This is a genomic window from Herbihabitans rhizosphaerae, from assembly GCF_004216555.1.
Lineage (GTDB): Bacteria > Actinomycetota > Actinomycetes > Mycobacteriales > Pseudonocardiaceae > Herbihabitans > Herbihabitans rhizosphaerae.
Map to the genome: position 1 here is coordinate 193068 of NZ_SGWQ01000001.1, position 25797 is coordinate 218864.

Consider the following 25797-nt stretch of genomic DNA (forward strand, 5'->3'; position numbering starts at 1 on the left):
AGCCATCCGTGAGCAGCGCAGACGTCAACTCCGACCAGACCGCCGGCGCGCACGGCGTCGGACTGGCCACGATCACCGACGACGGCACGGTCCTGGACACCTGGTTCCCGAATCCGAAGCTGGGCGCGGCACGCGCGCCGGGCACTCAGCGGCTGTCCGAGCAGGACGCGATCGACGAGCTCGGCGCGGGCGTGTCCGCCGTGCTCGGGCCGGATCTGGATCGTGGCGTCGAGGTGATCGCCGTCCGGACCTCGATCGACGACCTGGCCGAGCCGCCCGCCGACACGCACGACGTGTACCTGCGGCTGCACCTGCTGTCCACCCGGCTGGTGCGGCCGCACGGGCAGAGCATGGACGGGGTCTTCGGACTGCTGTCCAACGTGGTGTGGACCAACCACGGTCCGTGTGCCGTCTCCGGCTTCGAGGCGACCAGGCTGCGGCTGCGGGCCAAGGGCGCGGTGACCGTCTACGGCGTGGACAAGTTCCCGCGCATGGTCGACTACGTGACGCCGTCCGGCGTGCGGATCGCGGACGCGGACCGGGTGCGGCTTGGTGCGCACCTGGCCACCGGCACCACGGTGATGCACGAGGGGTTCGTGAACTACAACGCCGGCACGCTCGGCGCGTCGATGGTCGAGGGTCGGATCTCGGCCGGCGTGGTGGTCGGTGACGGGTCCGACGTCGGCGGCGGCGCGTCGATCATGGGCACCCTGTCCGGCGGCGGCAAGGAGACCATCTCGATCGGCGAGCGCTGCCTGCTCGGCGCGAACGCCGGGATCGGGATCTCGCTCGGCGACGACTGCGTCGTGGAGGCCGGGTTGTACGTCACGGCGGGCACGAAGGTGGCACTGTCCGGCGGCCGGCTGGTGAAGGCGCTCGAACTGTCCGGGTCGAACGGGCTGCTGTTCCGGCGCAACTCCGCGACCGGCGCGGTGGAGGTCGTGGAACGCGCGGGCGGCGTCGGTGTGGAGCTGAACGCCGCCCTGCACGCCAACGACTGACTCGACATATCGCGTTCGCCGAGAGCCGGACGTCCATTCACATCGAAATATTCGCGACATCGTTAAGTGCAGCAGCAAACAGTGGGTAGGCGCGCTGAGAATGGCAATCTCGTTACGCGCCTACCCACAGCATGCATTCCTGCCACAGCCGAAGTCTGTGCCGACTAACCCGTGGTCACGGTTCCCACCGTGAGGCAGAGCGCTGAGCAATACCAGACTCGGCGGCCAACAGCGTGCCGCACATCGATTGATCTTCTACCTGTGGCCGGATCGACGCACAGCGGCCACCTTCGCGAAACGTGCTAAACGACCCATTGTCGACGACGGACGCTAACGATCGAGCAATGCCTAGTTCGAAGTCGAAGGCGGTGTATGCAACAGCTGGCGAGACCCCAACGGGCTTACTAGATCGACATACCTGTAAACGGGCGCAGTATGCACCGGAGGGCAAGGCTCCTTCGAGCTCCTACCGATGGCACCTATGGTGACGTTAGCGCCGGTTTCGCCAAAAACCACTCCTGCTTCTTGTAAGCAAGGCGACGAACCAGCTCGCTTGATAATCACCCGTCGGCCGCCATCGTCCATTCGCACGAAGGTCCACGAGACGATCAGCGAATCTGCCGGAGCCCCGCTGAATACGTCCGACTTCTTTAGATCGGGCAAAGTTGCACTCGCCTCACCTGCAGGTATGAGAGGGTCAGCTAACGGTTTGGCTGGTGAGCGATGTCCGCCCGTAGGAGCATCCGTGTGGCGCATCTCTGCTGCAGGCGAGCATCCTGCAAGCCCTATCGCAGCCAAGATCGCAACAGCTATCGATGAGCCGAATCTCTCAGCCAGTCGAGATGCCATGTCTACATCGTGTCAGGGATGCACCAGCAGGCCAATACACACTGACCCACGCCTTTCTTTAGACCGAGCATCAATGATGTCCTCTATTCTTCGTAGCTCATTGCTTTAACACGGCCGATACGGCGACCGGCGCGGTGGAGGTCGTGGAACGCGCGGCCGGCGTCGGTGTGGAGCTGAACGCCGCCCTGCACGCCAACGACTGATCACCTGCTCTCGAACTCGCCCGCGAGTCCGATGACCTGCTCGAGCACGTCGAAGCCGCCGTCGACCCTGATCAGCTGGCCGGTGGCGGCTCCGAATGCGTCGTCCGCGACCGTGGCGATGATCTTGCCGAGGTCGTCGGGCAGCAGCACCCTGCCGAGCACCGACCGAGACCGCAGGTGGCTCCGGATGCCGTCGGTGAACACGTCCGCGGTGGCGTCGGTGTCCACCGCGCCGGCAGCCACGGTGTTGACCGTGACGCCGAACCGGGCGCCGTCGCCGGCCACGTGGCGGGCGAACGTGTTCAGCGCGGCCTTCGCGGTCGAGTGCGCGATCGACCCGCCCACCATGTCGGCCGCCGTGCTGGACACGTAGACGATCCGCCCCGCGCGCTGCTCCCGCATGATCTCCAACGCGCGCCGGGTGAGGTGGTACACGCCGGCCAGTTCGCCGTTCACCTTGTCCGCGAAGCGTTCCCACTCCAGCTCAGCCAGCGGCTGGAACGGCGGCTGCACGGTGTTCGCGTTGCACACCAGCACGTCCAGCCGGCCGTGCTCGCGGCGCACCTCCTCGATCATGGCCGCGACCGCCTCGCCGTCGCGGACGTCGGCACGCACCGTCCTGGCGCTGCCACCGTCCGCCTCGATGCCGGCGACCACCGCGGCGGCGGACTCGGCGTCACGGAGGTAGTTGACGATCACGTGGTACCCGCGCCTGCCCAACTCCCGTGCCGTGCCCGCACCGATCCCGCGACCGGCCCCGCTGATCAGCGCGACTCCCCTGCTCATGCGTTTCTCCTTTCCCAGCAACGAAATTCCAGTGATCTCAACGCTACCGAGTAGGGCTTACATTTTGTAAGGGCATACAGTGAGGTAAGCTCCTGACATGCGGGAAGGACTGCAGGCGAGCGGCACCGCGTCACCCCGGGAAGGTGACGTGTTCCACAGTGAATGCGTCGGCCGGGCGATCATGGAGGACATCTCCGGCCGGTGGTCGACGCTGATCCTGGCCGCCCTGCGGGACCGCCCGATGCGCTTCTTCGAGCTGCGCGACAAGATCGAGGGCATCAGCGAGAAGGTGCTGTCCCAGAAGCTCCGGGTACTCGTGCGCGACGGCCTGGTCGAGCGGACCGTCGAGCCGTCCGTACCGCCCAAGGTGAGCTACGCGCTGACCGATCTCGGCCGCGGCCTGACCCGCCCGCTGGGGCAGCTCGTGCGCTGGATCGCCGCGCACGCACCCGAGGTCGTCGCGGCCCGCGAGAGCTACGACGCCGGTTAGTCGCCGATGTCCTCGTTCCACAGGTCCGGGTGCGCCTCGACGAACTCGGACATCATGCGCACGCATTCCTCGTCGTCCACGATCGTGATCTCCACGCCGTGCTCGGCGAGCCAGTCGTGGCCGCCGCTGAACGTGCGCGCCTCGCCGACGATCACGTGCGGGATCCGGAACTGGCGCACCAGGCCGCTGCAGTACCAGCACGGCGACAGCGTGGTGACCATGATCGTGTCCCGATAGGTGGGACGGCGGCCGGCCGCGCGAAAGGCCGCCGTCTCCGCGTGCGTGGACGGATCGTCGTCCTGAACGCGCCGGTTGTGCCCGCTGCCGAGCAGCGTACCGGCCGAATCGAACAGCGCGGCGCCGATCGGAATGCCGCCCTCCGCACGACCAAGCCGCGCCTCGCCGACCGCCACGGCGAGCAGAGCGGACGCGTCGATCACCTAACCTTCACCTACCATTCATCTCGTGACTCTTGCTCCGCCTACACCGGTTGACCTGGGACTAGACCCCGCGCCGCGCGATGTCCGCGCCGAGGACTCCCCAGCTTGGCACGTTCGCGCCCGGCTGGACGCTCAGGTTCGCGAGTTACTGGCACACGAGGACGGCGCCCGCGACGGGCAGGATCCCGAGCACGTGCACCAGATGCGGGTGGCCGTGCGCCGGATGCGCGCCGCGCTCAAGGCCGAGGGCTCGACCGTGCCGGACGCCGACGAGCTGCGGGCCGAGCTGAAGTGGCTCGGCGGCGCGCTCGGCGAGGTGCGCGATTTCGACGTGCTGCTCGGCCGGCTGCGCGAGGAGACCGCCGACTTCGGTCCGGACGAGCAGCACGCGGCCGACCGCCTGTTCGCCGGTCTGGTCACCGACCGCAGGCGCGCCCGCCGCAAGATGCTCGGCGTGCTGCGCGGCTCCCGGTACCGCGCGCTGCTGCACGACCTCGCCGAGGCGGCGCGCTCGGACGTGCCGGTCGTCGAGCCGGAGTCCGGCAAGTCCGGCAAACCCGCCAAGAAGACGGCACTGGTCGACGTGGTGCGCAAGCCGCATCGCAAGCTGGTCAAGGCGGCAGCGGCGCTGCCCGACGATCCGCCGGACGACGACCTGCATGCGTTGCGCATCAAGGGAAAGCGGGTGCGCTACGCGGCCGAACTGGCGGCCGACTCCGGCGGCAAGAAGGTCAAGAAGCTGATCGCCGCGACCAAGAAGTTCCAGGACCTGCTCGGTGATCACCAGGACGCGGTGGTCGGCGAGCAGGAGGTGCGCCGGATGCTCTCCGAGCAGGGCGGAGAGATCGACGCCGACGTGGTGTTCGTGGCCGGCCGGCTGGTCGAACGCGAGCGCGCACGGCGCACGGAATGCCGGCGGCGGTGGCGCATGGCGGTCGCGAAGGTCGACGATCGGGCCACGGCGCTGCTGAGTTGACCATTCGCCGAGTGGCCGCTCGGCGAACCTTCTAGAGTTCGCGCTCATGAAGACTTTTCGACGTGCCGGGCTGGTGCTCACCGCGGCGGCCTCGATCGCCCTTCTCGCCGGCTGCAACGACTCCAAGGACGGCATGGGCTCGCCCATGGCCCAGACGACCCCCGTCGAGTCGGCGCCGCCGGAGATGCCCGGGGAGGAGCCGGCGCCGGAGTCGACCAGCCGCACCCGGCCGTCGGTGACCATGCCGGGGTCCAGCCAGGACCCGAGGAAGAAGGCCGCGTGCGACAAGTTCTGCGAGCGGTTCAAGCAGATCACCGAGCACGAGCAGTGCGGCGGCATCGCCAAGGAGACGCCGCCCGACCAGTGCGCGCAGTGGGTCGGCGACCTGGAGAAGGCGATCACCGAGGCCTACCAGGACGAGGACTACAAGGCGATCGTGGGCAGCAACATCCTGCTGGAGCACATCAAGGACTCCGCGAAGAAGTACGGCGAGGAAAACTGCGCGCAGCCGGTGACCGGCCAGGGTGGTGCCACGGAGCGCGCCAAGGTGGCGATGTGCAAGATGAACCTGATCTCGCTGCGAGGTACGGCCAAGAGCGCCTACAACAGGATCAGCTAGCCGCGTGAAACGCGCGAGTCCCGCGCCCTGCACCGGTGAGTCCCGCGCCCTGCACGGTGCACAGCGCGGGACTCGGGGTGTCTGAGCGCGGGACTCGCGATCAGCAGGGGGTTGATCAGCCGGCCAGACGGCTCACCGCGGCCGCGACGCGCTCATCGGTCGCGGTGAGCGCGATCCGCACGTGCGTGCCGCCGGCCGGGCCGTAGAACGTGCCCGGCGCGACCAGGATGCCGCGCTCGGCGAACCACTCCACAGTGGACCAGGCGTCGTCGCCGCGGGTCGCCCACAGGTACAGCCCGGCCTCCGAGTGGTCGATCGCGAACCCGGCAGAGGTGATCGCCGGGAGCAGTGAGTCGCGCCGCGCGGCGTAGCGCTTCCGTTGTGCCGCAACGTGTTCGTCGTCGCGCATGGCAGCGGTGATGGCCGCCTGCACCGGCCGGGGCACGATCATCCCGGCGTGCTTGCGCACCGCCAGCAGCTCGGCCACCAGCGCCGGATCACCGGTCACGAACCCCGCGCGGTAGCCGGCGAGGCTGGAGCTCTTCGACAGCGAGTGCACCGCGAGCACGCCGTCCAGCGACCCGCCGGTCACCGACTCGTGCAGCACCGACACCGGCTCGGCGTCCCACCCGAGCGTCAGGTAGCACTCGTCGGACACCACGATCGCGTCCCGCTCGCGCGCCCAGTCCACGACCTTGCGCAGGTGCTCGACGGGCAGCACCCGACCGGTGGGGTTGGACGGCGAGTTCAGCCACACCAGCGCCGGGCGGCGCGGCCCGAGCGCGGTCAACCCGTCGGTCCTGGCCACCTCCGCACCGGCCAGCCGCGCGCCCACCTCGTAGGTCGGGTACGCCAGCTCCGGGATCACCACAAGATCGCCGGCGCGCACGCCGAGCAGCGTCGGCAGCCAGGCGACGAGTTCCTTGGAGCCGATCGTGGGCAGCACCGCGTCCGGGTCCGGAATGTGCACGGAATGCCTGCGGCGCAACGCCTCCACGACCGCCTCGCGCAGCTCGGGGGTGCCGTGTGTGGCCGGGTAGCCGGGCACGTCGGCGACCGTGCCGAGTGCCTCCGAGATCACCGGCGCGACCGGGTCGACAGGGGTGCCGACCGACAGGTCGACCAGCCCGTCAGGGTGGGCACGGGCGCGCTCCTTGGCGCCGGCCAGCGTGTCCCACGGAAAGTCCGGCAGCCGCGGACCGGTGCGTGTCACTCGCCCTGGGGTGGGAGGTTCTTGATCATCTCCGGGTCGGCGCTCACCTTGCCGACCTTGGACGCGCCGCCCGGGGATCCGAGCTCGTCGAAGAAGTCGGCGTTGGCCTTGGTGTAGTCCTTCCACTGATCGGGGACGTCGTCCTCGTAGTAGATGGCTTCCACCGGACACACCGGCTCACAGGCGCCGCAGTCCACACACTCGTCGGGGTGGATGTAGAGCATCCGGTCGCCTTCGTAGATGCAGTCGACGGGGCACTCCTCGATGCATGCCTTGTCGAGGATGTCGACGCAGGGTTCGGCGATCGTGTACGTCACTACTACTCCTGCTCTGCTCAGCTCGTGGTGGGCGCGCTACCGCGAGGTTACGCGTCGTTCGTCAGTATCTCTCGGCGGCATCGTCGCCACACGGCAGGTCCACCCGACATGTGAAACACATCTCCCCTGTTCTTCCCGCCGGTTGGGATGACGCACCATGTGGCCGTGCCACTGCTCTCCGACGACGTGCGTGACCTGGAGTTCCTCTGCGCCGAGGCGTGGCCGGCGATGGTGTCGGAGCGGCTCGGCGACTGGCTTCTGCGCGCGGCCGGAGGCTTCACCGGGCGAGCCAACAGCGCGCTGGTGCTCGGCGATCCGGGCGTGCCGGTGCCGGACGCGCTGGCCACCGTGATCGACTTCTCAGCGAAACACGGCATCACCCCGAAAGTGCAGGTCGTGTGGGGTGATCCGACCGAGGCGGCGATCGCCGCCGCCGGGTGGACGGTGGACACCGGGCACTCGGGCGAGCACGGGGTGGTGGTGCTGACCGGCCCGCTGGACCTCGACGAACGTGCCGGCACCGTGCTGGACCACCCGACACCCGCATGGTGGCGCCTGGTCTCGGGCACTGAGACGCCCGCACCTGCCGAGCGGCACGTGCTCGCCGGCGGCGCGCTGACCGGCTTCGGTGTGACCGCGGTGCACGGCGAGACCGTGGCCGCCGTGCGCGGCGGGGTCGCCGGTGACGTGCTGTTGGTCGCCCGGCTGGCGGTCCGCGCCGACGCGCGCCGCCACGGGCACGCGCGCCGGCTGCTCGGCACGCTCGCCGCGTGGGGCCGCGGGCACGGCGCGCGGCGCATGGTCCTGCAGGTCACGGCCGGCAACACTGCGGCGCTGCGGCTCTACGAGACGCTCGGCTGCGTCGAGCACCACCGCTATCAGTACTGGACACCCTCGAACGTGAGCTGTGTTCTACTTCACTGGTGAGTACGTTGATCGACCCGGCCGGGATCACGCCGTCCCGGGCCAGCGCCGGCCTCGCGAAGGTCATGCGCCTCGCCTCCCGCGAACCGAGCAGGCTCGCCCCGCCCGGCGCGCTGGGCGCCTGGCTCGGACGCGCCTGGCTCGCCGGACTGTGCACGGTCGGGCGGATCGGCCCGCCGATCGCGCACACGCCGGTGCGAACCCGCCGGGTGCGCGGCGAATGGGTCGGCGGCGTGCCGAGCGCCGGCGCGCGGATCGTGTACTACATCCACGGCAGCGGATACATCGGCTGCTCGCCGTGGACGCACCGCGGCCTGGTCTCGCGGGTGTCGGCCGCGGTCGGCCGGCCGGCGTTCAGCGTGACCTACCGGCGCGCGCCGGAACACCGGTTCCCGGCCGCCCACGAGGACGTCGTGAACGGCTTCAACTGGTTGCTGGACAACGGTTTCCGGTCCGAGGACATCATCGTGGCCGGTGACTCGGCCGGCGGGCATCTGGCCTTCTCCCTGTGCGGCGAGCTGCGCAGACTGGGCATCGCGCAGCCGGCCGGCGTGATCGCGTTCTCCCCGCTCGTGGACGCGACGTTCGCACTCGCCTCGGCCAGGGAGCGCACCATCACCGATCCGTTCGTCACCGCCCGCACCGCGCGCCGGCTGATCGGCCTGTACACCCGCGGCTCCGACCCGTGCGATCCCCGGCTGGACGTCGTCCAAGAGGTCGGGCCGGACTTTCCGCCGGTGCTGCTGCAGGCCGGTGAACGCGAACTGCTCGGCGCGGACGCGGTGCACTTCGCCGAGGCGCTCAACGGCGCGGGCGGGCGCTGCGAGCTGCAGGTGTGGCCGGGGCAGGTGCACGTGTTCCAGATCGTGCCGTTCCTGCCGGAGGCACGCGCGGCTCTGCGGCACGTGGCGCGGTTCGCCGCCGCCCTGGACAGCGAGATCAGGCCGGCTGCGATTCCATCCACTGCACGGCCTTCTTGGCGGCCCGCTTGAGGGCCGAGCGTTCGCCGAAGTAGTCGCCGGCCATCCCGACGACCGGCAGCATGCCGAGCGCCCGGTGGTAGAACCGCCCGCGCGGCCGCTTCTCCAGCTCGTCGGACAGCGCCAGCAGGGCCCGGCCGAACCGCCACAGCGTGCGGGCCGCGGCCTTGAGAGTGATCTTGCCGTGCTTCTTGGTGGACTCGTCCAACTCCTCGGTCAGCTCCGCGGTGGCCTTGTCCTCCTCGGCGTCGGTGAGCCCGTCACCCTCGCCGGCCGCGAGCGCGCGATCCACGTCCCGGTCGAACAGCACGGCGGCGAGCAGCCGCACCCGGTCGGCCTGCTCGGTCATGCCGCGCTCGGCGGCGATCGCGCACAGCAGCAGCCCCTGGCTGGCCGCACCCAGCGCGTCCTGGATGGGCAGCCGGTCGGCCAGCGCGCCGCCAATGCCGGGGATCGCGGCGACCAGCGTGGTGAACCGGCCGACCCGGTTGACCCACCAGTCGGTGCGCGCCTCGATGTCCATCTCCGACCACGCCTCGGTGCCGGGTACCTTCACCGACTCCAGGCCGTCGAGCACCTTGTCCTTGAGGCTCTTGTCCACGCCGTCCAGATCAGCGTCGCCGGGCTGACGCGAGCGCCGCACGATGCCCAGCGGATCGGACTCGCGCAGCGCGTCCAGCATCGGCGTGGTGGCACGCACGAACGGGCGCAGCGCGGCGACGACGTTCTTGTCAGTGATCGCCTCTGCCATGGGCGTGCTCCTTCTGCCGGGCGACCGCAGCATCGCCGAGAACCCGGCCCAGCGCCACCGCACCGGCGCCGGCCGCACAGCCGACCAGCAGCAGCGTCCGCCAGTCCGGGATGACCACGTATGCCCGCTCGACACCGCCGGGCTCACCGATCGCGAACACCAGCACGACCAGCAGCCATGCCCACAACGGCGAGCCGGCCACCAGGAGCGTGGGCGAGAACTCGGCGGCCGTGTACACCAGCGGCCCCATGGTGGCCAGCGCCAGCACGACCGTGATCGGGAACGGGAACCCGCCGAGGTCCGGCAGGAGCGTGCCGTCGAACCGCAGCGGCAGGAACATCAGCTCGATGATCGCCAGCACCACGCTGGCCAGCACGATCCCGGCGATCCGCCAGCGGTCCCGGCCGGTCACCTCGGCGCCCCCGTGTCCACCGTGGACGCGAGCCCGCCGAACAGGTCGTCGGCCGCGCCCTCGGGGTCGCCGGTGGCCAGCACGTAGTACTCGGCGTCCAGCACCGGCTGGGCAACCCCGTTGGACAGCGCGTAGCACGGCACGCCGTCCTCGAGCTCGGTGAAGCTGATCTGGGTGGCGTGCGCCCGCAGCCCGCGCACCTTGGCCGGCACGCTGTCCGCGATCCCAATCACCGTGGTGATCTCGTCGTCCTCGACCACCGGCAGCTCGTCGGACTTCGGCAGCCGGTACGGCAGATTGTCCACTGTGGACAGTGCGGCCACCCCGGCGGCGGTCGCACTCCGGGACGCCACGGTGTGGAAAACCCGCTCCACGTAAGGGGATTCGGCGGTCGCCGCCATGGTGATCTCGTGCGCGCGGACGTGGTCGGGGTGCCCGTAGCCGCCGTCCGGGCCGTAGGTCACCACGACCTGCGGGCGCACCTGGTCGAGCACTTCGCGCAAAGCGAGCGCCTGCTCGGCCAGATCGCCGGCGACGAACGCGCGCGGGTGCTCGTTGGTCGCGGTACCCGCCATGCCGGAGTCGCGCCAGCGTCCGATGCCGCCGAGGTAACGGTGATCGGCCACGCCGAGCGCCTCGCAGGCCTGGCGCAGCTCACCGACCCGATAGCCGCCGAGCTGGTCGGACGCGGCGGACGCGAGCTGGGCGAGGCTGTCCGGGATGATCTCGCCCTCCTCGCCGAGCGTGCAGGTCACGAGCGAGACGTGCGCACCGGCGGCGGCGTAGCGGGCGATCGTCCCGCCGGTGGTGAGGCTCTCGTCGTCCGGGTGTGCGTGGACCAGCAAAAGCCGTCTCGGGGCGCTCAACATCACGTCAAGAGCCTACGTGCGGCTGCTACGACGGGAGCACGACAGGGTCGAGCCCGCTGAACCCGTTAGGCCCGCTAACGGGTTCAGCGGGCTCGACCCGTGAAGGTGGCCAAAGGTCACCTTGGCTGGTCCTTGTGTCACTAGTTGGGGGCTCGACGCCAGGCGACGGCGGTGTCGAACGGGCCGGACGGCGCGCGGCCCACGTCCACACCGGTCAACTCCGGCCGCACGGCCAGCGAGTCGGCTTCCTGGAACAGCGGGACGGTCAGCGCCTCGCGCCACAGCACCGGCTCGATCGTGGTCAGCGTCTCGGCCACCGGCACAGCGCCGGACAGCGCGGCCTCGATGGTGGGCTGTACGGAGGCGTCGCAGAACCCGACCGGGTTGGTCGGCTGCGCGCCCGCCACCGCGCTCTCCCCCTGCAGACAGCCGAAGTTGGACGCCAGCACGGTCGCCGGGTCACCACCGACCGGCCGCGGCACGACCGCCAGGTGCACCGCGCCGGTGGTGCGCTGCCCGGTCGGCACGGACGCCAGCGACTCGGTGAACAACTGGTCCGCGCTCGGTGTCTCGACCTTCGCCTGGATACCCGCGTTGACGAGCTGGCGCTGCAGCTCGCGCGCCATGCTCACGTAGCTCTCCCGCTCGGCCGGCGCGGCGATCACCAGGCTGAGCGGCCTGCCGTCGCGCATCCAGATCCCGGCGCCCCGCGTGTAGCCGGCCTGCTGCAGCGCCGCCTCGGCCTGCGCCAGCTCGGGTTGCCCGGAGGACACGCCGCCCGGACGGGTCGGCCGGTATCCGGGCGCGGTCGGCGAAAGCACCTGCGCCTCGGCGCGCAGCGTGCTGCCGGGCCCGCCGCGCGTCCCGGTCGCCACCAGGGCGTCGCGGTCCAGCAGCGCGGAGATCGCCCGCCGCACCCGCGCGTCGGACATGTCCTCGCCGACCGGGCGCAGCAGCACGGTCGCCGTGGCCGACCGCGGCACGGTGTGCACCGCCACCGTGTTGCCCAGCGTGCCGAGCAGGCTCAGGCCGACCGAGTCGGTGCGCAGCAGGGCGAGCTGGTCGTTGCCCCGGCGCAGCGCGTCGACGACACCCACCTGGTCGGCCCGCCGAAAGACCACCTTCTCCAGCGCGGCCGGCTGCTCCCAGTAGCGCTCGTTGCGCTCCAGCTGGATCTCGCCGCGCTCCTGATCGAGCCGGGAGACGGCGAACGGGCCGCCGGTGGCCGGGAATCCGTCCTCCAGCGCGGCGTCCCACCCGCCGGGCGCGTCCTTGAGCAGGTGCGCCGGGAGCAGGCCGTTGAACAGCGATCGCCAGCCCGGGTACGGCTTGTCGAAGGTGACCTCGACGACCTTGCCGGCGTCGCGCGCGGTGATGTTGTCGATCAGCCGGTAGCCGGCCGAGTCGATCACACCGGGCGCGCGGCGCATCTGCTCCCAGAGATAGAGGAAGTCCTCGGCGGCGATCGGCGGGCCGTCCGACCAGGACGCGTCGCCGCGCAGTTCGTAGGTGACCGTGTACGGCTGGTACTTCGTGACGGTGGCCGAGCGCATCAGCGTGCGGTCCATCTGGGGCGTGCCGTCCGCGGCGGGCCGGAACACCGAGGGCAGCAGGAGCGCGCCGAGCGCGGTGGTGACCGCGGACTGGTCGGCGACGGTGTGCGGGTTGTAGCCGCCGGTGATGCCGTCCACGCCGATCACGACCTCGGAGGTCTTGGCCGGCTTGGTGGGCGGCGGCTTGCTCGGCGGCGTGGTGACCAGCGGGGGCGGCGGCATGTTGGTGCAGCCGACGAGCGCGAGCACGAGCAGCACCACGGGCACGAGCTTGCCGGGTGCGCGCACGCCTAGGAGCCTTTCGCCGTTGCTGATTGGGGCAATGTTGCCACCATCGGAGGTTGTGTGTCCTCGAGATTGCCAGAACGGGCGACACGAGCGGCCGGCAGGTACAGCGGCGCGGCCAACGCGAGCACCACCGCGCCGACGATGATCGCGGTGCTGACGGACGTGCCGGCGGCCAGCGCGGTGAGCACGATCCCGCCCAGCGCACCCGCCGGCTGGGCGACCAGTGAGTTGAGTGACACGACCGTGGACCGGTGCGCCGAGTCGACCTGCGAGTGCAGCAGCGTCATGTGCGGCGGGTTGGCCGCGCCGTGCACCATGTAGCAGGCGAGGAACGCCGCGATCAGCCCGACCGGTCCGGCGAACAGGCCCATCGCCACGACCGTGATCCCGTGCAGGATCCGCAGCGCGGCGGCGGTGTAGGCGACTCCGAACCGGCGCCCGGCCACGCCCACCACCGCTGCGCCCAGCGAGGAGGCGAACCACGCCGCCGTGGTCACCGGGCCGAGCAGCGACGCCGCCGTGTCCGGGTTCGCGGTCACCTCGGCCAGGCGCACCGGCATCAACATCTCGAAGGTGACCATGCCGAAGCCCCAGAACAGCTCGACGCAGATCAACGCGAGCAGGATCCGGGAGCGGCGCAACAGTCCGAGCGCCTCACCGATCACCCTCGGCACGTCGCGCACCGACCCGCGCGGACGATGGTCCGGCCGGATCTCCTTGAGCAGCAAGGAAAGTACGACGATGTTGGCCAGCTTCACGGCCACCGCGACGATCACCGGCAACACCAGCGCGCCGGTCCACGCGATCAGCCCGCCGGCCAGCAGCGCCCCCGCGCCCATGCCGAGCCCGATCACCACGCCGGCGGCGGACATGCCGCGATCGATCTCCGCGTTCGGATCGGCTGCCAGCGCGGCGTCCACGTACCACGCGTCCAACGGCCCGCTGTCCAGCGCGCGGTACACGCCCTGCAGTGCGTAGACCACGACGAACGCGCCGAACCCGTGCGCCACCACCATCAGCCCGTGGCTGGCCACGCCGACCACGCCGGCCATCAGCAGCACGGGCTTGCGGCCGAGCGAGTCGGACAGCCCGCCGGTCGGCAGTTCGAGGAAGAACACCACGAAGCCCTGCACGGCGAAGGCCATGCCGACCTCGGCCAGCGTCAACCCGCGCTCCAGCGGCAGCAGCACCAGGACCGGCAGGGTGAACCCGGCCGGTAACCACCGCAGCGCGGTCAGCACCAGAAACCGGCGGCGCGCGGCGCGCGAGGTCATGGCGTGTCCTTCGGCAGCGGGAAGTCGTTCATGTAGAAGAGCACCTTCTCCGCACTGTCCTCAGTGGACGGTCCTTCGACGAAATAGCGGCGGATCACGGCGTTCAGCTCGTCGTTGAGCGCACGCAACCGTTGGGGTGTCAGGAAAAGCTGGAAGTCCGACCAGGACGCGGCGTCCCGCCATTCCTGCGACCACTCGTGCCTTACGGCCAGCCAGCGCTCGGCGTGATCGACCTGATAGCGCAGCGCGTGGTTGGCGATCCACTCGGCGGCGGCACGGTCGTCCGGGTCGGTACCGACGTCGCTGTCGCGCCAGGTGGAGCTGGTATGCAACGCACGCCACCACCGCTCGCGGCCGCGCCCCTCGCCGGTCTCCTCGACCAGGCCGACCTCGGCGAGCTTGCGCAGGTGATAGCTGGTCGCGCCGGTGTTGGTGTCGAGCTTGCCGGCGAGCGCCGTGGCGGTGGCCGGCCCGTCGATGCGCAGGGTGCCGAGCAACCGGATGCGCAACGGATGAGCGAGCGTCCTGAACTGCGCGCTGCTCAGCTTGACCTCGGAGAATTCTTCGTCCGCCATGCTTGCACAATAACTGTGCACAACTTCTCTGCACAATAGTTCTGCATCTACCTCCTCGACACGCGGCCTCCACATATGGCTATAGTGCTAGTTAGCTAGATAAATGGAGGATCTCGTGATCGAGTTTCACCTGGACGGCACGTCGGGCCTGTCGCCGTATCAGCAGCTCGTCCGCCAAGTGCGGCACGCGCTGCGGCTCGGCCTGCTGCGCGAAGGAGAACAGCTGCCGACGGTCAAGGACGTGGTGGCCAACCTCGCCATCAACCCGAACACCGTGCTCAAGGCCTACCGGGAGCTGGAGCACGACGGGCTCGTGGCGGCCCGGCCCGGCGTGGGGACGTTCGTCACCGCGACGCTCACCGGCGGCTCGTTCGCCGCCATCGGGCCGCTGCGGCAGGACCTGCGGCGCTGGCTCGCCAAGGCCCGCCGCGCCGGTCTCGACGACGAGAGCATCGAGGCGCTGTTCGCGGCCACGTTTCAGGACACCGCCAAGGAGGACATAGCGTGACCGTGCTGCGCGCCCGCGAACTGGGCAAGAAGTACAGGCGAAAGTGGGCGCTGACCGACTGCACGCTCGACGTGCCGGCCGGGCACGTGACCGGGCTCGTCGGCCCGAACGGCGCCGGCAAGTCGACCCTGCTGAACCTGGCCGCCGGCATGCTGTCGCCGACCAGCGGCACGATCGAGGCGTGCGGCGGTGTGCCCGGCAGCGGCCCGGCCCAGCTCGCGAAAGTCGGCTTCGTCGCGCAGAACACCCCCGTCTACCCGGGCCTGACGGTCGCCGATCACCTGCGCCTCGGCGCGCGGCTGAACCCGAGCTGGGACGACCGGGTGGCCCAGGACCGGATCACCAGGATCGGGCTGGATCCGAAGCAGCCGGCCGGCAAGTTGTCCGGCGGGCAACGCGCCCAACTCGCGCTCACGATCGGCATCGCCAAGCGGCCGGAGCTGCTGCTGCTAGACGAGCCGGTCGCCGCGCTGGATCCGTTGGCGCGCAGGGAGTTCCTGCAGGACCTGATGGAGACGGTCGCCGAGCACGGGCTCAGCGTCGTGATGTCCTCGCACCTGGTGGCCGACCTGGAACGCGTCTGCGACCACCTCATCGTGCTGGTCGACTCCCAGGTGCGGATCACCGGCGAGGTCGAGGACCTGCTCGGCGCGCACCGCCGGCTGACCGGCCCGCGCCGCGAGATCGACAGCCTGCCGGCCGGCCAGGAGGTCGTCTCCGTGAGTCACACGGACCGTCAGACCACGGTCCTGGTGCGCACCGAGGAACCGATCCTCGACCCCGCCTGGACCGTCAGCCGGCTCACCCTCGAAGACCTGGTCCTGGCGTACCTGAGCGGCCCGGTCCCCACCCGTCCCGCCCTGGAGGTCCTGCGATGACCTGGTTGACCTGGCGTCAGTTCCGCGTGCCGGCCGCGTCCGTGCTCGGCGCCGTCGTGCTGATCTGCGTCGTCCTCGCGATCACCCGTCCGGAGCTGGTCAACAGCACGAACGTCACCGACCAGAAGGCCTTCTACTACGGCTCCCTGTTCGCGGTGTACCTGCTGCCGGCGGTCATCGGGGTGTTCTGGGGCGTGCCGATGGTGACGCGGGAGGTGGAGACCGGCACGCACAGCCTGGTGTGGAACCAGACCGTGACCCGAAAGTCGTGGCTGGCCAACAAGATGGGCTTCGGCGCGGTGGCCGCCATGATCGCCGCCGGCCTGCTGAGTGCCGCGGTCAACTGGTGGGCAAGCCCCATCGACACGCTGGCCGGCCTGGACCCCGCCAGCCAGTTCGAGGCGCGACTGGCGCCCGTGGTGTTCGCCGCACGCGGGATCGCGCCGATCGGCTACGCGGCGTTCGCGTTCGTCCTCGGTGTCGCGATCGGCATGCTGTTGCGCCGCACCGTGGCGGCGATGGCCGTCACTCTGGTCGTGTTCGCCGCCGTGCAGGTGGCGTTCCCGCTGCTGGTGCGCCCGTACCTGCTGCCGGCGACCGAACAGACGGTCACCATCACGGCGGACAGCATCGCCGGGATCCGCGCGGAGCCCGGCCCCACCGGCGACATGCCCGAATCGCTGTCGATGACCCGGCCCGCGGGGGCGTGGGTGCTGACCGACGAGACCGTGGACGCCAAGGGCGACACGGTGTTCCCGTTGCCCGCCGCGGTGCACGGCTGTCTGCCCTCACCGAGGGGCGGCGGACCGTCGGACCTGGGGCCGGTCCAGGAGTGCTTCGCCCGCACGTTGACCGATCTCGGCCACCGGCAGCACCAGGTGTACCAACCGGCCGGCAGATTCTGGCCGCTGCAGTGGGTCGAGACGGCCGTGTTCCTCGCGCTGTCGGCGCTGCTGGCCTGGTTCTGCTTCCGACGTATCCGTCACCTGTCCTGAATGGGGAATCATGCGCGGCCGTACCGTCGCCACCGTTCTGACCGCCACAGCACTGACCGCCGTCGCGGTGTCCGCGTCGCCGGCCGTCGCGGCCCCGGCGCTCCACCTGCCCGAGCCGACCGGCCGCCAGCCCGTGGGCACCACCTCGCTGTACCTGAAGGACACCTCCCGCCCCGACCCGTGGGTGCCGTCGGTGAACGCCAGGGAGCTGATGGTCTCGGTGTTCTATCCGGCGCGTTCGGCGCACGGAGAGACGAAGCGGTACATGACTCCGGTGGAGTCGAAGGCGCTGCTCGAGGAGAGCGGCCTCGCCGGGGTGCCGCCCGACGTGCTGAGCACGGTGCGCACCAACGCGATCGTCGACGCGCCGCCGGTGACTCGACGGCCGCACAGCATTCCATTGGTGGTGCTGTCGCCGGGGTTCAAGAAGTCGCGTGCCACGCTCAGCTCACTGGCCGAGGACCTGGCCAGCCACGGCAACATCGTCGCGGTGGTCGACCACACCTACGAGAACGTGGCCACCACGTTCCCCGACGGCCGGGTCACCACGTGCGTCGCGTGCGGCGACTACAACGATGCGTTCTGGCACAAGCTGCAGTGGGGCCGGGGCGCCGACGTGTCGTTCGTACTGGACGAGCTGACCGGGCCGCGGTCGAAGTGGCGCGGCGCGAACCTGATCGATCCTTCGAAGATCGCCATGGCCGGGCACTCCGTGGGTGGCGCGAGCGCCGTCCAGGCCATGCTCGGCGACACCCGGATCAAGGCGGGGATCGACATGGACGGGATGACCAACGTCCCGCTCCCCGCTCCGGGACTGTCCCGGCCGTTCCTGTTGCTCGGCCGGCAGAACACCTACACGCCGGGTACGCCCGGTGGTCCGGCGGCGAGCTGGGAGCGAGACTGGCCACTGCTGACCGGCTGGAAGCGGTGGCTCACCGTCGAGGGCATGGAACACCCGACGTTCACCGACGTCGGTGTGCTCGCCGGCCAGTACGGCATCGACTTCGGCGCGACCATCGACGCGGACCGTGCACTGGAGATCACCCGGACCTACGTCAGGGCGTTCTTCCACCTGCACCTGCGCGGCCGACCACAGCCGCTGATGGCCGCACCCTCACCACTGTTCCCCGAAGTCACCTTCCACGGCTGACCCGGTTGTCCACAAGCTCCGTGTTATCCACATGTCGATCACCAAACGCCTATTCCCCCACCTGCGCCGATACCATGGTCTGGTGGGGTGCCCCGGTGCGGGTGGGGGCTACGTCCAGTACGTGGGCAAGATCAACGCGCGAAACGGGGCGGCTCGATCGAGCCGCCCCGTCTTGGTCGGTGCTTACGTCAGAGCCGCGCCGAGTGCCCGCCACGCGACGTGCGACAACACGAGCGCGCCGCCGTCCGGGTTCTTGGAATCGCGGATCGCGGCGGCGCTCGGCAGCGCGGCGATCTCGACGCAGTCGCCGCCGTCGTTGCCGCTGTAGCTGCTCTTGCACCAGCGCAACTCGCCCAGGTCTGGGGTATTCACGGCCGCCACCTACCTCCGTCTGATCTTCATCGATAGTCGTTAGCGATTCTAGCGATAATCTCCCGCGAGTCACCGGGATCCGCTGCGGCGGCGCGGAGGCGCTGATAGGACACGGCATAGCGTTCGATGACGGCGGTGTCCTCGGGATAGGTCGCGCCGCCCACCTCTTCGAAGTAGAGGATCGTGCCTCGGTCCGGCAGGCGGAGGAGCTTGAACACGTTCTTCGCCACGAACGCCTCGTCCCGGTTCGGTGTCGGCTTCGGCCGGAAGGGCAGCACCCGCAGCTCGATGAATGGCTGCTCTGCCAGCTCCACGAGGTGGTCGAGCTGGGCAGCCATCACCGAATCGTCGCCGATCACGCGGTGCAGGACGGCTTCGTTGAGGATGACGTCGAGTTGCGGCGGCTCGGCGCGTTCCAGGATCTGCTGCCGGCCGCGTCGCAGCTCGACCTGCCGGTCGATGTCCCGCCGGCCGGCGATCGGGTTACCCGCTTGGAGCAGCACGCGGGCATAGTCCTCGGTCTGGAACAGGCCGGTAACGATCTCAGCCTCATACGTCGAGATCTCGCTCGCGGCGGCCTCCAGCGTTCGGTACCGCCGGAACCAGTTCGGCACGTCATCGCGGTAGCCGGCGTCACGGCGGCGCCGAGACCGGGACGGCTTGGGTACCGCCGCGAGCCGCAGTGCCTCGTCCTGATCCTCGGCGTTGGCCTCATACAACTCGAGCAGTTTCTGGACGTTCTCCTTGACGATCGACTGCTTGCCGTTCTCGATCCGGCTGATGCTCGCCTTCGAGGTGCCGATGGCCTTCCCGGCCGCCTCGGTGCCGATCTCGGCGCCATCGCGGAGCCTCCCCAGCAACAGACCCAGTTGGATCTGCGCGACAACCGGGTCTTCGTTCTCGGTCATGTGGTGATCCTTCACGTCGCGGCGATCTGCCCGCACCTTGCCCCAACCTACCGCGCGTTTCAAACCAGGTTCACCCGTTTGAGTACTTGGTTACATGTAACGTTACGACCTATTCTTTGAAACAGAGCAACCCGTGGAGGAGGTCCAGTGGACACCATCTGGAAGGCCGGCCTGGTGGCCTGCGCACTCATGGCTGTGCCACTGGTCGTGGTCGCCGTGTCCGTGATCGCCGAGCGTCTGGCCGAACGTCGCCGTATCCGGCGATGCCTCGACGCCGATCGCGCGGCTGAGCTACAGGCAAGTCAGCCCCTCAGCGGGTGTCCACGTGCTGCCGGCGCACCCCCGCCCACGCCGGCAGCCGCACACGGTGAACTCCCGACCGCCGTGTGACGAGCCGGGACCGCACGGTCGGAGTGCCCCCGACTGACCGATCGTGCGGTCCCGGTCCTTTCCTTCAGCGACAAGGGATTCAGATGAGTGAACGTGGCGAACACCCCGACCGCGTGCCGAAACGTCGACGACTGACGGGCGTCGAACGCGAAATCCTGCGGAAGAGGCTCACGGCCGGTTACGCCCGAGGCGACAGCATCCGCGCGCTCAGTGAGAAGACCGGATTCAGCTTCGGTTTCGTCCAACAGGTGCTCGGTGAAGCCGGCGTTCTGCGGGAACGCGGCGGGTATCGCGGCAAGCGCGGACGCCTGACCGGTAGTGCGCGCGCCGCGATCCGAGACGAGGTCGTGTCCCGGTACCGCGACGGATGGACCATCGAGGCGGTCGCCAAGAAGGTCGGGCGCAGCAAGGACCTGGTCCAGCGGCTGCTTCGTGAGGCTGACGTCGGTCCTGCCGACAGGCGGATGACAACTCACGATCGCGCCATCCTGCGGCAAGACCTCAGTCGGCGTTACCGCGAGGGGCGAACCATCGCCGAACTCGCCGACTGGAGCGGTCGTGGCGCCGAGTTCGTGCACGAGGTGCTCCGCGAGGCCGGCGTATCTCTCCGGGCATCCGACATGCCGCCGCCGCGCGAGCGGCGGTGATGGTCTGATGGATCGCCCCGCCGGCTGGACTCGTACCTACAGCAGTGCGCCAATTGTCGACCTGCGCGACGTCGCGAAGCTGGACAGTTGCCGACTCGCGGGGCTGTCCCGCGCTGAACAGGGGCATCTCAGGCGATTTGGCCGCCGGGTCTTCTGCGCGGGGCAAGCCTGCCCCGAACAAGTTGTGCTCGCCGTGCACGACCTGATTCGCGAGGGCTTGCTGAGCAACGTCATCGAGCCTGGGGAAGCCGCTGTCCGAATCGAACTGACCGAGTCCGGCCGCGCCGAGCTGGCACGGCTCACTCGGGAGCCGCGCGCGCTGACGGTGGAGGAGCTGGTGTGCCACTGGCGCGACCGGCCCAGCCCGCGGGGAATTGACGCTGAACAACGTGACCGCTGATCCCGGTGCTCGTGCCTACGCACCCGAGTACCGGTGGTACATCGGGTTCTTCACGCGGTCGCTGCTACATGCCGTCTTGATATCGCCGGAGATGCCCGACCAGTTCTGCGGTATGGACGTGCGGTGGGCGCTTTGCGGTGCACCCGTCGCGTGCATCCGGATCAACGAACCGCGCCCGCGGTGTCGGGTCTGCTCGGACAAGTCCCCCGCTAAGACAGCAGGTCCCACTGGAGACGGAGAACGTGAATGAGGATCAGGTGGTGGCGGGCGACCAAGGCGCGGCTGCGCATCATCGGTCAGCGGCTCGATCAAGTGCGTAAGGGCCGGCGCGATCCTGCCGGCGACAGCAAGACGGTCGACGATCCGCAGCGGCGGTGGGGTCACGCCGTGCTTGATCCGACGCGCGCGCACGTGTGGGAGCCGAACCGACCGATCTGCCCGGCAGGTAGCGGGATTGCCGTATGCGGCGCATTGCTGGTCGCCGAGATCGACGCTCCACCGTCGATCAACGATGCCTCGGTGTGCTCATACTGCCGCGCCTGGCTCCTCGAGCACGCTAGCGGGTGAGTTGCTCGTGCGCTGTATGCAGCCGGCGAATCAGGTCTTCCCGTGTCGCCGGGGCGATCTCGATGAATGATTCGCCACTCGTCGTGGTGACCGCGCTGGTGTATCGGCCGGAGGCGGTGTCGGTGTAGGTCACCGGCGGCTCCGCCTGCTGACGTCGTCCGAGGTGGTCGCGGATCGCGGTGTGCAGTTCTCCGGTGCCGTACACCGGTTGATCCATCAGCTGCCGCGCGGTCCGCGCGGCGTGGCTCGCGCGGCGAAGTGTCGCCCCGGATGGCATGCGAGTACGCCCGTCGGTCCTGGTCGCCGCGAGTTCCTCTTGCGGCACACGAAGCGGACCGCCGTGTCCGGGCGGGACGTCGGGCGTCTGCGCGACCAGCGAGGAGGCGAGCCGGCTCGGGCCGCGAAGCTGGTTCAGCCACACCGTGTCGCCGTCGCGGAGGGCCAGTACGGCTTCGTTGCCGATCGCCGCGGCCAACACGCCGATCGTGCGTTCGCCGTCGTGCAGCCAGCCGTAGTACTCGACCGTCGGCATGCACAGCACGCGAAGCGAGGCCTCGACCTCCGCGTCGAGCCGGCCCTTCCGGTCACGCCAGCCCAACCGGGCTACCTCGGCGGCGATCTGCTCGGTGAGTTCGCGACGCCGTGCGCGTGGCCGCCACATCGCGGCCGGTGCGAGCGCCACATGCAGTTCGCCCAGGCTCTCCTCGTGCACGATCGCGGCGAGCAACTCTGCCGGCAGCGACACGTCAGCCGGCAACGTCATCCGTGTTGGTTCCTTCCCCCAGTCACCGCGTGGTTAGTCGTCCACACCGATCACCGGCGGAGCGACCACGGGCGTGTCGCCCTCCCACAGGTCCTCGTCCTCGCGCTTGAGGAACGCCGGTGTCTGGTGTTCCTTGTCATCGTCCCCGCGACCATGGCCGCCGCCCATCGGCATCCCACCCATGCCCGCGCCACCACGCGCGCCGGCACCGCCGGCGCCACCACGGGACGCCGGCCCGTGTGCCTCGCCCGGCCCAGCCACACCACCGGCACGACCACCAGGACCGTGCGGCTCACCAGGCCGGCTACCGACGCCGCCGGTGCCCGGTGCGCCACCGCCACGGCCGTAGCCGGGGCTGCTGCCGGTCGACCCACCGCCAGGCACGAACCCGACGCCGCCGGACGGACCGGGACCACCCTGCGGCGGCCCACCCGCGACCGGGCCACTCGGCAACCGCTGCTGGCCCTGCTCCGGTGGCGGGGCCGGAACGTACTCCTCCGGAGTCGTGCCCCCGCGCCAGTCCGATCCCGATCCCGGCCCTGGCGTCGGTGTCGGTGTCGGTCCGGGTGTCGGCCCCGGACCAGGTATCGGTGCGGGACCAGACCGATCGCCACTTCCCGGCGGCGGACTCACGGTCTCGCCGCTGCCCCGAGGAGGATCGCCGCCCACGATCGGCGGCGGTGTACCCGGCTCCCGGATTCCCGGCCCGTCCGGCCGCCCACCGGGCTGTGCTGCCACACCGAACCCGGCACCGTCACCGGCAAGAGCGCCATAAGTGCCGGGCAGGTTGTCGGTGTTGTAAATCGAATGATCTTCGTAAACCGTCATCGAGTCCACGTTCCGCTGCGCCGCCGCGTTATGCGCCGAGGTCTGCTGCTCGAACGTCGCCACGTTCGGATCACCAACACCGCCCCACGGCGCCGGCCCCTCCGGCTGCGGCGGTACCGGCACGACCGACCGCTTCGCCTCGTTGAACGAATCCGCCTGCCGCCGCACCAAATCATGCGCGGCGAACAGCTCAGGAGCCGACAACTGGTGCTCCGCCGCCATCGGCAACCCACCCCGCCGTGCCGCCCCGCCCGCGTCGCCCCGCCACGACGACTCCATCCGCGTCGACAACCGCATGATCGCATCCGCGCGCTGCTCGTAAGTCCCCTTGAGTTGACTCAAAATTGCGGACCCGGCAGCCAATTCAGCCGCATTCCCCGTCTCGAAGTTCTCGAAAATCTCCTCAGCCGACATTCCGAAAATGGCCACGTCAACCCACCCCCTTCATTGTCGCGATCACCGCAGCCGCCACCTGCCGCGTCCGCTCACACGCCAAGTGCTTCGTCTCCCACTGCATTGCGCTGACCCGGAAGGTCAGCGTGTCAGAAATCCCCACCGTGATGTTGCAGTCGCCCTGCAACCGCTTGTCCGGTGGGGGGCCGTTGAACACCGCTGGGTAGCCATCCACCATCGTGGGCTCCCAATAGCCCTGGAACGAGCCCCGCTCGTGTCCCCGGTAAGTGTCGGTCAAGCCGTTCTTATTGCCTTTCAGATACCCGACATCGGCGCTGTTATGGATCGCGGTCGGTGCGATCCACAGACACCCCGGGCCGATGTGCTCCGCGATCGGGCCAGTGGTATTGGCCCTGCCCTGCAACGGAAGCCCGAAACGCTGCAACAGTCCAGGCGAGATCGACGCGCACGGGTCGGTCAGAAACCGGCTGGCGTCCAGAGGGTTTGCAACCTTCGGCGCAGACGCGCTAGCCGAACTCGACGTCGGCGAACGAGATGGCGTCGTTGAAGTGGTTGCCGCCGACGCGTCACCCGCCCTGCTCTCCGTACAGCCAGCCAAACCGAGAACCGCTGCCGCCCCCAGCAGCACCGCAGTGGTCATCCGAGTGCGCAACGTCAGTCCCTCGGCGTGACTCGTGCGGTGTTGCGCTCCTCAGTGGCCGCCATCGCCTGCCGCGACGCCGTCAACCGCGTGATGTAGTCATCCGCGTAGTCGAGCATCGCCTTGTTGTGGTCCCTCGCCTTCTCCACCGACACCTTCGCCGCACCGGCCTGCTCACCACTCGGATCGTCCTGGGCCGGTGCGACCATGAAACCGACCGCCTGCGTGAACAGGTACTGGTCGTGCCTGATCTCGTCGCGCAGTGTCATCCACTCCGTGATCACACCATCCAGCTCGGCCAGGTCGGCGAACACGAACTCGCCCGCACCGCTGCCGCCGCCGCTGTGGTCGCGTCCCTCGCCGCCAAAGATGTGCGTGCTGGCGTTGAACCTCACCTCGTCCAACGCCATACGCACGCGCTCTTCAGGCGAAAAATCGTGCGGGTTGAAACTCATCCCGTCGTCCCCTCAGTTCGTTCATCAGCGGGCAATCCCAGGCTCCCACAGACCGCTGTCAGGCGGACACCCCAGGTCACACCGGTCGCCACCGTATCAACTCGACCCGGACCAGCCGTGCGAGTTGTCCGAGATCACTCGTTCGGCGCAATACAGAAGGCCCTATGGCTACGGTGATGGCCGTGGAGGAACCACTCCCCGAGCAGCCGCACAAGCACCTCGAGTTAGCCGATCGATGGCACTCGCTACTGGCAATCCACCAGCGCATGCTCGACCAGGAAGTCAGCGACCAGGCACGCGAATGGATGGCCGACCACCTCATGGTGCTCGCCCTCAACGAGGACATCGAACGCGCCCACGCTCGCGGCGACACCGACATAGCAGCGGAACTCATGGTGGCCGTCCAGCCGTACCTTCAACGCGCCAATGAAAGCGTCGGGCGCTACATCACCGTTCGCCCGGGTCCTGAGGATCACCCCGAACAGGACCCGTGACATGACGCCCCTTGTTACTCCGTTCGGGTGGCGCAACGCAGATAGCGCCAACCCGTGCGAGTCGCGCCGCTTAGCCTGGCGGCCGTTTGGGGGTCTGCGCTCACTCCAGGCTCATCAACACAGTTGACGTTGGGAGAGCCTCACATGCCACGACGCACCCTCCGGTTGGGTTTCGAAGAAGGCGACGATGAAGACCGTCGTCCTCGCCGCGACCAGAAGCCGACAACCGAGGACACCTCCGACGCTGTCGCTGGCGCCGCCGACGACAACATCGTCACGGTCCACCGGACCTCCACCGGAGAAGTCGTGTCGGTCGACATCGTCAACGACTGGCGAGACAGGATCGATCCTCGTGTATTGGGCTCACACGTCGTCTCCGCCGTGAATACCGCCGCGATGAATGTGCTTGCCCAACAAATCGAGCAAATCGACCCGGACAACCCAATGCCGCCAGACACGCCAACACCAACCGACGAAACACCTCTCACCTCGAACGATGTACTGCGCTTGGTCGACGCGGTTACCGCCGACCTCGACCAGTTCGTGGAACAGGCTCAGCAGAATGCGGCCATCGCGAGCCAGCCCGTATCCGCGACCTCTGCCGGCGGTCACGTCACCGGATCGGCCCAGAACGGCCAGGTCACCAACGTAACGCTCGACAGCCGGTGGATCTTCAACGCACGCACACCCGAGATAGAGAAAGAGATCCTCGATGCTCTCCGCCAGCTTTATCAGAAGACCACGCCTGCGAACCCGGTACCGCAGCCCGACTCATTCACCGAAATCATGACGCTACTGGTAGTGCGGCCTTCTTCCTTACAGCGCCGGTAAGCGTCTCTGTGCTAGCCGGCTGCGCTGGAGCCTGTGT

General features: G+C 69.2%; 32 protein-coding genes. 16 read left to right on the forward strand and 16 right to left on the reverse strand.

Features of this window, described 5'->3' with window-relative positions; all coding sequences use genetic code 11:
• Positions 1-8 precede the first annotated feature (8 nt).
• Positions 9-1001, forward strand: coding sequence for a 2,3,4,5-tetrahydropyridine-2,6-dicarboxylate N-succinyltransferase (gene dapD, locus EV193_RS01010; RefSeq protein WP_130342025.1), 993 nt, complete (start codon positions 9-11; stop codon positions 999-1001).
• Between the two features lie 1052 nt (positions 1002-2053).
• Here the strand turns inward: dapD and EV193_RS01015 are convergent.
• Entirely contained in the window at positions 2054-2839 is a 786-nt protein-coding gene (locus EV193_RS01015; RefSeq protein WP_130342026.1) for an SDR family oxidoreductase, read from the reverse strand.
• A gap of 97 nt (positions 2840-2936) precedes the next feature.
• Between EV193_RS01015 and EV193_RS01020 the strand changes: the two genes are divergently transcribed.
• Entirely contained in the window at positions 2937-3329 is a 393-nt protein-coding gene (locus EV193_RS01020; protein WP_130342027.1) for a winged helix-turn-helix transcriptional regulator, read from the forward strand.
• On the opposite strand, the gene EV193_RS01025 is transcribed toward EV193_RS01020, so the two are convergent.
• Positions 3326-3769 carry a nucleoside deaminase gene (locus EV193_RS01025; protein WP_130342028.1) on the reverse strand — a complete coding sequence of 148 codons (444 nt, stop codon included), beginning with the start codon at positions 3767-3769 and terminating at the stop codon, positions 3326-3328. The two genes, EV193_RS01020 and EV193_RS01025, sit on opposite strands and share 4 nt — an antisense overlap.
• A 25-nt stretch (positions 3770-3794) precedes the next feature.
• Between EV193_RS01025 and EV193_RS01030 the strand changes: the two genes are divergently transcribed.
• Both EV193_RS01030 and EV193_RS01035 read left to right on the forward strand, forming a co-directional pair.
• Entirely contained in the window at positions 3795-4745 is a 951-nt protein-coding gene (locus tag EV193_RS01030; RefSeq protein WP_242613077.1) for a CHAD domain-containing protein, read from the forward strand.
• Positions 4746-4791: 46 nt separating this feature from the next.
• A complete protein-coding gene (locus EV193_RS01035) occupies positions 4792-5364 on the forward strand; it encodes a hypothetical protein (protein WP_130342030.1) in 573 nt (190 codons plus the stop codon).
• 115 nt (positions 5365-5479) lie between these two features.
• Here the strand turns inward: EV193_RS01035 and dapC are convergent, their stop codons facing one another.
• Entirely contained in the window at positions 5480-6577 is a 1098-nt protein-coding gene (gene dapC, locus EV193_RS01040) for a succinyldiaminopimelate transaminase (protein WP_130342031.1), read from the reverse strand.
• A complete protein-coding gene (gene fdxA / locus EV193_RS01045) occupies positions 6574-6894 on the reverse strand; it encodes a ferredoxin (protein WP_130342032.1) in 321 nt (106 codons plus the stop codon). The genes dapC and fdxA overlap by 4 nt, the downstream gene beginning before the upstream one ends.
• A 165-nt stretch (positions 6895-7059) precedes the next feature.
• Here fdxA and EV193_RS01050 point away from each other — a divergent pair, with 165 nt between their 5' ends.
• Positions 7060-7821 (forward strand): GNAT family N-acetyltransferase, encoded by a 762-nt coding sequence (locus tag EV193_RS01050; RefSeq protein ID WP_341273133.1) that lies wholly within the window; start codon positions 7060-7062, stop codon positions 7819-7821.
• The gene (locus EV193_RS01055) at positions 7818-8810 is read left to right on the forward strand and encodes an alpha/beta hydrolase (protein WP_207222449.1); all 993 of its coding nucleotides are present in this window, start codon (positions 7818-7820) and stop codon (positions 8808-8810) included. The genes EV193_RS01050 and EV193_RS01055 overlap by 4 nt, the downstream gene beginning before the upstream one ends.
• Here EV193_RS01055 and EV193_RS01060 read toward each other — a convergent pair.
• The 6 genes from EV193_RS01060 to EV193_RS01085 all read right to left on the reverse strand — a co-directional run bounded on the left by EV193_RS01060 (position 8758) and on the right by EV193_RS01085 (position 14520).
• Positions 8758-9549, reverse strand: a complete 792-nt coding sequence (locus EV193_RS01060) for a hypothetical protein (RefSeq protein WP_130342034.1) — start codon at positions 9547-9549, stop codon at positions 8758-8760. The genes EV193_RS01055 and EV193_RS01060 overlap by 53 nt on opposite strands.
• The gene (locus EV193_RS01065; RefSeq protein ID WP_130342035.1) at positions 9530-9961 is read right to left on the reverse strand and encodes a hypothetical protein; all 432 of its coding nucleotides are present in this window, start codon (positions 9959-9961) and stop codon (positions 9530-9532) included. Before EV193_RS01065 ends, EV193_RS01060 begins: the two co-directional genes overlap by 20 nt.
• The gene (mshB, locus tag EV193_RS01070; RefSeq protein ID WP_130342036.1) at positions 9958-10833 is read right to left on the reverse strand and encodes an N-acetyl-1-D-myo-inositol-2-amino-2-deoxy-alpha-D-glucopyranoside deacetylase; all 876 of its coding nucleotides are present in this window, start codon (positions 10831-10833) and stop codon (positions 9958-9960) included. Before mshB ends, EV193_RS01065 begins: the two co-directional genes overlap by 4 nt.
• A 137-nt stretch (positions 10834-10970) precedes the next feature.
• Positions 10971-12671, reverse strand: a complete 1701-nt coding sequence (locus tag EV193_RS01075; protein WP_341273134.1) for an ABC transporter family substrate-binding protein — start codon at positions 12669-12671, stop codon at positions 10971-10973.
• Positions 12672-12673: 2 nt separating this feature from the next.
• Positions 12674-13945 (reverse strand): MFS transporter, encoded by a 1272-nt coding sequence (locus EV193_RS01080; RefSeq protein ID WP_130342037.1) that lies wholly within the window; start codon positions 13943-13945, stop codon positions 12674-12676.
• A complete protein-coding gene (locus EV193_RS01085) occupies positions 13942-14520 on the reverse strand; it encodes a winged helix-turn-helix domain-containing protein (protein WP_130342038.1) in 579 nt (192 codons plus the stop codon). The genes EV193_RS01080 and EV193_RS01085 overlap by 4 nt, the downstream gene beginning before the upstream one ends.
• Before the next feature lie 115 nt (positions 14521-14635).
• Here EV193_RS01085 and EV193_RS01090 point away from each other — a divergent pair, with 115 nt between their 5' ends.
• Genes EV193_RS01090 through EV193_RS01105 form a run of 4 tightly spaced genes read left to right on the forward strand, consistent with a single transcriptional unit; the run spans position 14636 to position 18051 of the window.
• A complete protein-coding gene (locus tag EV193_RS01090; protein WP_165401164.1) occupies positions 14636-15028 on the forward strand; it encodes a GntR family transcriptional regulator in 393 nt (130 codons plus the stop codon).
• Positions 15025-15906: an ABC transporter ATP-binding protein gene (locus EV193_RS01095; RefSeq protein ID WP_130342040.1), complete on the forward strand. Its 882-nt coding sequence runs from the start codon at positions 15025-15027 to the stop codon at positions 15904-15906. Before EV193_RS01090 ends, EV193_RS01095 begins: the two co-directional genes overlap by 4 nt.
• A complete protein-coding gene (locus tag EV193_RS01100; protein ID WP_130342041.1) occupies positions 15903-16901 on the forward strand; it encodes an ABC-2 transporter permease in 999 nt (332 codons plus the stop codon). Before EV193_RS01095 ends, EV193_RS01100 begins: the two co-directional genes overlap by 4 nt.
• Positions 16902-16911: 10 nt before the next feature.
• Positions 16912-18051 (forward strand): alpha/beta hydrolase family protein, encoded by a 1140-nt coding sequence (locus tag EV193_RS01105; protein WP_130342042.1) that lies wholly within the window; start codon positions 16912-16914, stop codon positions 18049-18051.
• 183 nt (positions 18052-18234) lie between these two features.
• On the opposite strand, the gene EV193_RS01110 is transcribed toward EV193_RS01105, so the two are convergent.
• Positions 18235-18423, reverse strand: coding sequence for a DUF397 domain-containing protein (locus tag EV193_RS01110; RefSeq protein WP_130342043.1), 189 nt, complete (start codon positions 18421-18423; stop codon positions 18235-18237).
• A 26-nt stretch (positions 18424-18449) separates the two neighbouring features.
• A complete protein-coding gene (locus tag EV193_RS01115; RefSeq protein ID WP_130342044.1) occupies positions 18450-19331 on the reverse strand; it encodes a helix-turn-helix domain-containing protein in 882 nt (293 codons plus the stop codon).
• Positions 19332-19478: 147 nt separating this feature from the next.
• Between EV193_RS01115 and EV193_RS01120 the strand changes: the two genes are divergently transcribed.
• The 4 genes from EV193_RS01120 to EV193_RS01140 all read left to right on the forward strand — a co-directional run bounded on the left by EV193_RS01120 (position 19479) and on the right by EV193_RS01140 (position 21335).
• On the forward strand, positions 19479-19721 hold the full coding sequence (locus EV193_RS01120) for a hypothetical protein (RefSeq protein ID WP_130342045.1): 243 nt from the start codon (positions 19479-19481) through the stop codon (positions 19719-19721).
• 83 nt (positions 19722-19804) lie between these two features.
• Entirely contained in the window at positions 19805-20368 is a 564-nt protein-coding gene (locus EV193_RS34665) for a helix-turn-helix domain-containing protein (RefSeq protein ID WP_242613078.1), read from the forward strand.
• A gap of 7 nt (positions 20369-20375) precedes the next feature.
• Positions 20376-20768, forward strand: coding sequence for a hypothetical protein (locus EV193_RS01135; RefSeq protein WP_130342046.1), 393 nt, complete (start codon positions 20376-20378; stop codon positions 20766-20768).
• Positions 20769-21014: 246 nt separating this feature from the next.
• Positions 21015-21335, forward strand: coding sequence for a hypothetical protein (locus tag EV193_RS01140; protein ID WP_130342047.1), 321 nt, complete (start codon positions 21015-21017; stop codon positions 21333-21335).
• Here EV193_RS01140 and EV193_RS01145 read toward each other — a convergent pair.
• From EV193_RS01145 to EV193_RS01160, 4 genes are all read right to left on the reverse strand, one after another.
• The gene (locus EV193_RS01145) at positions 21325-22098 is read right to left on the reverse strand and encodes an ESX secretion-associated protein EspG (protein ID WP_130342048.1); all 774 of its coding nucleotides are present in this window, start codon (positions 22096-22098) and stop codon (positions 21325-21327) included. The two genes, EV193_RS01140 and EV193_RS01145, sit on opposite strands and share 11 nt — an antisense overlap.
• Positions 22099-22131: 33 nt before the next feature.
• Positions 22132-23223: a hypothetical protein gene (locus EV193_RS01150; RefSeq protein WP_130342049.1), complete on the reverse strand. Its 1092-nt coding sequence runs from the start codon at positions 23221-23223 to the stop codon at positions 22132-22134.
• Between the two features lie 133 nt (positions 23224-23356).
• The gene (locus EV193_RS01155) at positions 23357-23980 is read right to left on the reverse strand and encodes a DUF3558 family protein (RefSeq protein ID WP_130342050.1); all 624 of its coding nucleotides are present in this window, start codon (positions 23978-23980) and stop codon (positions 23357-23359) included.
• 14 nt (positions 23981-23994) lie between these two features.
• Positions 23995-24396, reverse strand: coding sequence for a hypothetical protein (locus EV193_RS01160; protein WP_130342051.1), 402 nt, complete (start codon positions 24394-24396; stop codon positions 23995-23997).
• Positions 24397-24617: 221 nt separating this feature from the next.
• Between EV193_RS01160 and EV193_RS01165 the strand changes: the two genes are divergently transcribed.
• Together EV193_RS01165 and EV193_RS01170 are read left to right on the forward strand one after the other, a co-directional pair.
• Complete coding sequence (locus EV193_RS01165) at positions 24618-24929, forward strand: hypothetical protein (protein WP_130342052.1); 312 nt, start codon at positions 24618-24620, stop codon at positions 24927-24929.
• Positions 24930-25073: 144 nt separating this feature from the next.
• Positions 25074-25760 carry a hypothetical protein gene (locus EV193_RS01170; protein WP_130342053.1) on the forward strand — a complete coding sequence of 229 codons (687 nt, stop codon included), beginning with the start codon at positions 25074-25076 and terminating at the stop codon, positions 25758-25760.
• Positions 25761-25797 lie beyond the last annotated feature (37 nt).

What these genes read in the sequence shown, in the direction of transcription:
- EV193_RS01100 (WP_130342041.1), top strand. Translation starts at nt 15,903, where the DNA reads ATGACCTGGTTGACCTGGCGTCAGTTCCGCGTGCCGGCCGCGTCCGTG.
- EV193_RS01140 (WP_130342047.1), top strand. Translation starts at nt 21,015, where the DNA reads ATGAGGATCAGGTGGTGGCGGGCGACCAAGGCGCGGCTGCGCATCATC.
- EV193_RS34665 (WP_242613078.1), top strand. Translation starts at nt 19,805, where the DNA reads ATGAGTGAACGTGGCGAACACCCCGACCGCGTGCCGAAACGTCGACGA.
- EV193_RS01035 (WP_130342030.1), top strand. Translation starts at nt 4,792, where the DNA reads ATGAAGACTTTTCGACGTGCCGGGCTGGTGCTCACCGCGGCGGCCTCG.
- EV193_RS01115 (WP_130342044.1), bottom strand. Translation starts at nt 19,331, where the DNA reads ATGACCGAGAACGAAGACCCGGTTGTCGCGCAGATCCAACTGGGTCTG.
- EV193_RS01145 (WP_130342048.1), bottom strand. Translation starts at nt 22,098, where the DNA reads ATGACGTTGCCGGCTGACGTGTCGCTGCCGGCAGAGTTGCTCGCCGCG.
- EV193_RS01060 (WP_130342034.1), bottom strand. Translation starts at nt 9,549, where the DNA reads ATGGCAGAGGCGATCACTGACAAGAACGTCGTCGCCGCGCTGCGCCCG.
- EV193_RS01015 (WP_130342026.1), bottom strand. Translation starts at nt 2,839, where the DNA reads ATGAGCAGGGGAGTCGCGCTGATCAGCGGGGCCGGTCGCGGGATCGGT.
- EV193_RS01150 (WP_130342049.1), bottom strand. Translation starts at nt 23,223, where the DNA reads ATGCGGTTGTCGACGCGGATGGAGTCGTCGTGGCGGGGCGACGCGGGC.
- EV193_RS01170 (WP_130342053.1), top strand. Translation starts at nt 25,074, where the DNA reads ATGCCACGACGCACCCTCCGGTTGGGTTTCGAAGAAGGCGACGATGAA.
- EV193_RS01135 (WP_130342046.1), top strand. Translation starts at nt 20,376, where the DNA reads ATGGATCGCCCCGCCGGCTGGACTCGTACCTACAGCAGTGCGCCAATT.
- EV193_RS01020 (WP_130342027.1), top strand. Translation starts at nt 2,937, where the DNA reads ATGCGGGAAGGACTGCAGGCGAGCGGCACCGCGTCACCCCGGGAAGGT.
- EV193_RS01085 (WP_130342038.1), bottom strand. Translation starts at nt 14,520, where the DNA reads ATGGCGGACGAAGAATTCTCCGAGGTCAAGCTGAGCAGCGCGCAGTTC.
- EV193_RS01080 (WP_130342037.1), bottom strand. Translation starts at nt 13,945, where the DNA reads ATGACCTCGCGCGCCGCGCGCCGCCGGTTTCTGGTGCTGACCGCGCTG.
- EV193_RS01155 (WP_130342050.1), bottom strand. Translation starts at nt 23,980, where the DNA reads ATGACCACTGCGGTGCTGCTGGGGGCGGCAGCGGTTCTCGGTTTGGCT.
- EV193_RS01105 (WP_130342042.1), top strand. Translation starts at nt 16,912, where the DNA reads ATGCGCGGCCGTACCGTCGCCACCGTTCTGACCGCCACAGCACTGACC.